Consider the following 3,524-nt stretch of genomic DNA (forward strand, 5'->3'; position numbering starts at 1 on the left):
GAGCGTATCGTTGTTTTGCGCTTGCGCGCCCGATGCGAAAAGTCCCAGCGCAGCAAGCAGCAGCGCAGCTTTTTTAATCTTCATAATTTGATCTCCTTGGCGAAAACGGCGCAATTTTAGCAGGGTAATAAATTTGAAAGAATGAATGTTGTCCACACTTGATAATTTTGAGACACCCGCTGTATGCCTTGCGCAGCGCGCACTTTAACGACTTTTCGGTCATCGTGGTTCGTCTCTTCAGTTCTTTTATTTCTTGCGCAAAAAGCCCGGGGTGTCGTTCGAGACACCACCGGGCAATTGATGCGTTTGTTGCTTTAATGCGGCCTCATGAAAGTCCGCGCACGCAAACGTTCTCAGAGACCAAAATCATGGATAAAGGCCGCGCATTTCGCGAGCTTGAAGAATCCGTGTACACGCCACGATAAACGCCGCCGTCCGCACGGACACGTTGTGCTCGCTTGCAACAGTCCACACCGCAGCGAACGCTTCGCGCATCACGCGTTCGAGGCGCTGGTTGATTTCATCTTCGGTCCAGAAGAAGCTCGAGAAGTCCTGCACCCACTCGAAGTACGAAACCGTCACGCCGCCGGCGTTCGCGACCACGTCGGGAATCACGAGAATGCCCTTGTCGTGGAGGATGTCATCGGCTGCGGTCGTGGTCGGGCCGTTGGCGCCTTCCACCACGATCTTCGTGCGGATCTTGGGCGCGTTTTCTTCCGTGATCTGGCCTTCGAGCGCGGCCGGAATCAGGATGTCGCTTTCGATGGTCCAGAACTCGTCCTTGCCGATCACATCGGCGCCTTCGAAGCCGCTTACGCCGCCATGCTTGGCTACGTGATCGAACAGCGCGACTGCATCGATACCCGACGACTGGTAGAGAGACCCCGTGTGATCCTGCACCGCAACCACTTTCGCGCCCGCTTCCTGGAACAGGCGCGCCGCAATCCCGCCGACGTTACCAAAGCCCTGCACCGCGATCCGTGCACCTTCAATATCAAAGCCGATCCGGCGTGCCGCTTCCGAACCGACCACGAACACGCCGCGTCCGGTCGCTTCCTTGCGGCCGAGCGAGCCGCCCAGCGAGATCGGCTTGCCGGTGACCACGCCCGTTGCCGTCTGGCCCTGGTTCATGGAGTACGTGTCCATCATCCACGCCATGATCTGCTCATTCGTGTTCACGTCGGGCGCGGGAATATCCTGATTCGGCCCGATGATGATGCCGATTTCGCTGGTATAGCGGCGTGTCAGGCGTTCCAGTTCACCGCGCGACAACGTGCGCGGATCGACACGAATACCGCCTTTCGCGCCGCCGTACGGCACGTTCACCGCCGCGTTCTTCACCGACATCCACGCCGACAGCGCCATCACTTCCGACAACGTCACATCCTGGTGGTATCGCACGCCGCCCTTACCCGGTCCGCGCGACATGTTGTGCTGCACTCGATAACCTTCGAAGTGCGTGACCGTGCCGTTATCGAGTTCGATGGGGCAATCGACGATCAGGATGCGCTTCGGGCGCTTGAGGGTTTCGATCCAGCGCGACAGCGAGCCGAGATACGGCGCGACGCGGTCGACTTGCTGGAGATAGTTGCCCCAGGGGCCGAGATGGGTGGAATCGAGATAAGACGGGATGGCGTGTTGAACAACGGCTGCAGGATGTTCTGGTTGCTGCGAAGACATTGAAGCTCCAACGTTGTGTGGAATACGTTCATTGTCGAAAATTCGCTTATTGAAATCCAATGCCGTTTCATCATTGCGTTATGTTTATCTTGCATAACACCGAAAACGCTTACGGGGTTTGGGTTTCAACCGACCGGGAGATCTCCTCCCCGACCGCTTCCCAGAGATTTCGCATCAGCGCCTGGCGCGGGTCATCGCCTTTTGACGCCATCTTGTCACGATACAAACGGATTTCCATGGTCAGCGTGAATTGACCGGCGGGCGTGCCGCGCGTTCCACGGTCCAGACGGATCAGGAGGCCTTCATCGACTTCGTTGGCGACCGCGCTGTGCGGCAGGAACGCCACGCCGTGGCCGGCGAGGGTCATGGCCTTGAGCCCTTCGGCCATATCGGTTTCATAGACTTTTTCAAGGTACAGCCGCGCCGGCGATGTCGCGATGATCACCTCCGTCATCCGTCCAAGGTAGGCGTTGGGCGTGTACGAGAGATACGGGATGAGGGCATCGGCGGCGCCGGGCAAGACATATCGCGCCCGTCCGCCTTTGTTCACCGATGAAAACGGGCTGATCAATTCGGCGCCCAGCGTGAGCATGTCGTAGCGCGCGGGATCGAGCGCGACCGGGTGGCTCGGATGGTGATAGCCCATCACCAGATCGCAGCCGCCTTCCACCAGCGATAACACCGCGTCGTGCACGTTGAGCGCGCGCAAACGCGTGTTGATGCGCCCGAGCCGCGCTTCGATGTGCTGCAGCCATCGTGGGAAATAGGTCAGCGAAAGCGTGTGCGGAACCGCAAAGTCGATGGTTGCATCGGGCACACCGGTCTGTCCGCGCAAAAGCGTGCGTGCTTCGTGAAACTGAGAAAGCATCGCGAGGGCTTGTTCGTAGAAGACCTGTCCGGCCTGCGTCAGGCGCGTTGGATACACCGACCGGTCGATCAGGTCCGTGCCGAGCCACGCTTCGAGCGCCTGGATGCGGCGCGAGAACGCCGGTTGCGTGATATGCCGCATTTCGGCCGACCGGCTGAAACTACGCGTCTCCGCAAGCGAGACGAAATCTTCGAGCCATTTCAGTTCCATGCTGCGCCTTGGGGCTGGTTGGGGTGCGTTCAGGGACGCATCGGCATTTTACCGTTGCGCATGAACGGTTCGCACCATTGTCACGCTGGCCGCACATGGGCGGTGCTGCGGTGAAGTGGTATCGGTGCGTGGTGTTGCGTGCGATTGGTAGGGCGATTGGGACAGATCAAACGCTGAGGCGCGCTGACATACGTTCTGGAGACATTGGCTGAAAAGATGGATCTGATTGGCATGATGCTTGCGAATTCTCGCCGGCTCCGCGTTGCAGTCCCACTCCGAGGACCCGATGAAAAACCTGATCACATCCCTGAAGAGCGGCAACTGGCGTTCGCTGGTTGCGTGCTTCCTCTACTTCGATACCGGCTTCACCGTCTGGGTGCTCTACGGTCCGCTCGCGCCATTCATCAGCAAAGACATCACGATGACCGCCGCGCAGCAAGGCTTCCTCGTCGCGGTGCCGGTGCTCGCCGCCGCGATCCTGCGCGTGACGCTCGGCAACCTGTATCAATCTACCGATGGCCGCCGTGTCGCGCTAATGGGCGTGCTGCTTTCATCCGTTCCGACGATCGTGCTGCCGCTGTTGTCGGGCACACCGTCGTATTCGCTGCTGCTGGTTCTCGGCGTGTTTCTCGGCATGGGCGGCGCAAGCTTCGCAGTTGCGTTGCCGATGGCCGGCAGCAACTATCCGCCGAAAGTCCAGGGCCTGGTTCTCGGGCTGGCTGCGGCGGGCAATATCGGCGCAGTGCTCGACGGTTTCCTTTTCCCC

General features: G+C 59.5%; 3 protein-coding genes and 1 pseudogene (1 of these 4 running past the window's edge). 1 reads left to right on the forward strand and 3 read right to left on the reverse strand.

Going from position 1 to position 3,524, the window contains the following annotated elements; translation table 11 throughout:
- The 3 genes and pseudogenes from ACFFAR_RS01510 to ACFFAR_RS01520 all read right to left on the reverse strand — a co-directional run.
- Positions 1 to 84, reverse strand: a pseudogene (locus ACFFAR_RS01510) (glutamate/aspartate ABC transporter substrate-binding protein) (it extends 815 nt beyond the left edge of the window).
- Positions 85 to 366: 282 nt separating this feature from the next.
- Positions 367 to 1,680, reverse strand: a complete 1,314-nt coding sequence (locus tag ACFFAR_RS01515; protein WP_061998418.1) for a Glu/Leu/Phe/Val dehydrogenase — start codon at positions 1,678 to 1,680, stop codon at positions 367 to 369.
- 109 nt (positions 1,681 to 1,789) lie between these two features.
- Entirely contained in the window at positions 1,790 to 2,758 is a 969-nt protein-coding gene (locus tag ACFFAR_RS01520; RefSeq protein ID WP_174365058.1) for a LysR family transcriptional regulator, read from the reverse strand.
- Between the two features lie 286 nt (positions 2,759 to 3,044).
- On the opposite strand from ACFFAR_RS01520, the gene ACFFAR_RS01525 reads away from it, so the two are divergent.
- Positions 3,045 to 3,524: MFS transporter (locus ACFFAR_RS01525; protein WP_174365057.1), on the forward strand; the 480-nt coding region annotated here is incomplete at its 3' end.

The organism is uncultured Caballeronia sp. (assembly GCF_964243625.1).
In the GTDB taxonomy this organism is placed as follows: Bacteria; Pseudomonadota; Gammaproteobacteria; order Burkholderiales; family Burkholderiaceae; genus Caballeronia.

Bases quoted from the DNA above. Each gene is read 5' to 3' on its own strand.
- ACFFAR_RS01520 (WP_174365058.1), bottom strand. From the start codon at position 2,758: ATGGAACTGAAATGGCTCGAAGATTTCGTCTCGCTTGCGGAGACGCGT.
- ACFFAR_RS01515 (WP_061998418.1), bottom strand. From the start codon at position 1,680: ATGTCTTCGCAGCAACCAGAACATCCTGCAGCCGTTGTTCAACACGCC.